This window comes from Fibrobacter sp. UWH6, from assembly GCF_900142465.1.
Classification (GTDB): domain Bacteria; phylum Fibrobacterota; class Fibrobacteria; order Fibrobacterales; family Fibrobacteraceae; genus Fibrobacter.
This window is the reverse complement of record NZ_FRAX01000044.1, coordinates 1-1,408: the sequence shown is the minus strand read 5'-3', so window position 1 is coordinate 1,408 and position 1,408 is coordinate 1. Positions and strand designations below refer to the sequence as shown.

The 1,408-nt window shown below is 58.4% G+C and carries 1 protein-coding gene and 1 pseudogene; both read right to left on the bottom strand.

Annotation, left to right across the window (positions count from 1 at the left end; genetic code table 11):
- A partial coding sequence (locus BUB73_RS17095; protein ID WP_139259282.1) for a hypothetical protein occupies window positions 1-522 on the bottom strand: 522 nt, incomplete at its 3' end.
- Window positions 523-1,408 (bottom strand): annotated as a pseudogene (locus tag BUB73_RS17495) (hypothetical protein); the annotation flags it as partial.

Here is a 1,408-nt window from a genome sequence, read left to right as displayed (position 1 = left end):
TCCAGCGGACACTCCCAGCAGGGATTCCAAGCAAAGACTCCAGCGGACACTCCCCCGATGATTCCAGCAGACATTCAGCAGGGATTCCCCAGCAGGGACTCCCCAGCGGACACTCCCAGCAAACACTCCCCCGATGATTCCAGCGGACACTCCCAGCAAACACTCCCCCGATGATTCCAGCGGACACTCCCAGCAAACACTCCCCCGATGATTCCAGCAGAGATTCCAGCGGACACTCCAGCAGGGACTCCCCAGCAGACATTCAGCAGAGATTCCCCAGCAAACACTCCCCCGATGATTCCAGCGGACACTCCCAGCAAACACTCCCCCGATGATTCCAGCGGACACTCCCCCGATGATCTGAGCAAAGATTCCCAGCGGACACTCCCAGCAGACACTCCAGCAAACACTCCCAGCAAACACTCCAGCTGGGATTCCAGCGGACACTCCCAGCAAACACTCCCCCGATGATTCCAGCAGGGACTCCAGCGGACACTCCAGCAGGGACTCCCCAGCAGACATTCAGCAGAGATTCCCCAGCAAACACTCCAGCGGACACTCCCCCGATGATTCCAGCAGACATTCAGCAGGGACTCCCCAGCGGACACTCCCAGCAGACACTCCAGCTGGGATTCCCCAGCAGAGATTCCAGCGGACACTCCAGCAGACATTCAGCAGAGATTCCCCAGCAGACACTCCAGCAGGGATTCCAAGCAAAGACTCCAGCGAACATTCCCCCGATGATTCCAGCGAACATTCAGCAGGGACTCCCCAGCAGAGATTCCAGCGAACACTCCAGCTGGGATTCCAAGCAAATACTCCAGCGGACACTCCCAGCAGGGATTCCAAGCAAAGACTCCAGCGGACACTCCCCCGATGATTCCAGCAGACATTCAGCAGGGATTCCCCAGCAGGGACTCCCCAGCGGACACTCCCAGCAAACACTCCCCCGATGATTCCAGCGGACACTCCCAGCAGACACTCCAGCAAACACTCCCAGCAAACACTCCAGCTGGGATTCCAGCGGACACTCCCAGCAAACACTCCCCCGATGATTCCAGCAGAGATTCCAGCGGACACTCCAGCAGGGACTCCCCAGCAGACATTCAGCAGAGATTCCCCAGCAAACACTCCCCCGATGATTCCAGCGGACACTCCCAGCAAACACTCCCCCGATGATTCCAGCGGACACTCCCCCGATGATCTAAGCAAAGATTCCCAGCGGACACTCCCAGCAGACACTCCAGCAAACACTCCCAGCAAACACTCCAGCTGGGATTCCAGCGGACACTCCCCCGATGATTCCAGCAGGGACTCCAGCAGAGATTCCAGCGGACACTCCAGCAGACATTCAGCAGAGATTCCCCAGCAGACACTCCAGCAGGGATTCCAAGCAAAGACTCCAGCG